This is a genomic window from Microbacterium sp. B19(2022) (assembly GCF_012030385.1).
GTDB classification, from domain to species: Bacteria; Actinomycetota; Actinomycetes; order Actinomycetales; family Microbacteriaceae; genus Microbacterium; species Microbacterium oxydans_B.
In genome coordinates this window covers 1-662 of the sequence record NZ_JAAUVO010000043.1, presented here as the reverse complement: position 1 = coordinate 662, position 662 = coordinate 1, and the positions used below count along the sequence as shown (strand labels likewise).

The window sequence follows — 662 nt, the reverse complement described above, 5'->3', positions numbered from 1 at the left end:
TCGGGACCGCGAAGAATGCGCGCAACAGCGAATTCCAGGCCCTGCTGCCGATCCGGGGAAAGATCCTCAACGTGCAGAAGGCCTCCGTCGGCGACATGCTCTCGAATGCCGAGTGCGCGTCGATCATCCAGGTGATCGGCGCCGGCTCCGGCCGGACGTTCGATCTCACCGCCGCGCGCTACGGGAAAATCATCCTGATGAGCGACGCCGACGTCGACGGCGCGCACATCCGCACGCTGCTGCTGACGTTGTTCTTCCGCTACATGCGACCGCTGATCGAGGACGGTCGCGTTTTCGCCGCCGTTCCGCCGCTGCACCGAGTCATCGTCATGAACCCGGGGTCGAAGCCGAACGAGACGATCTACACCTACAGCGAGCAAGAGATGCACGCGCTGCTGACGAAGCTCCGCAAGGCCGGCAAGCGCTGGCACGAGCCGATCCAGCGCTACAAGGGTCTCGGGGAGATGGACGCCGAGCAGCTGGCCAACACGACCATGGACCGCTCCGGCCGTCTGCTGCGTCGCGTGCGCATGGAGGATGCCGAGGCCGCAGGCCGTGTCTTCGAGCTCCTGATGGGCAACGAGGTGGCCCCGCGCCGCGAGTTCATCATCGACTCGTCCGACCGGCTGTCGCGCGAATCGATCGACGCCTGACCCCGATCG

General features: G+C 65.9%; 1 protein-coding gene. It reads left to right on the top strand.

The window, feature by feature from the left end:
- Positions 1-653: toprim domain-containing protein (locus tag HCX50_RS19655; protein WP_237682617.1), on the top strand; the 653-nt coding region annotated here is incomplete at its 5' end.
- Positions 654-662 lie beyond the last annotated feature (9 nt).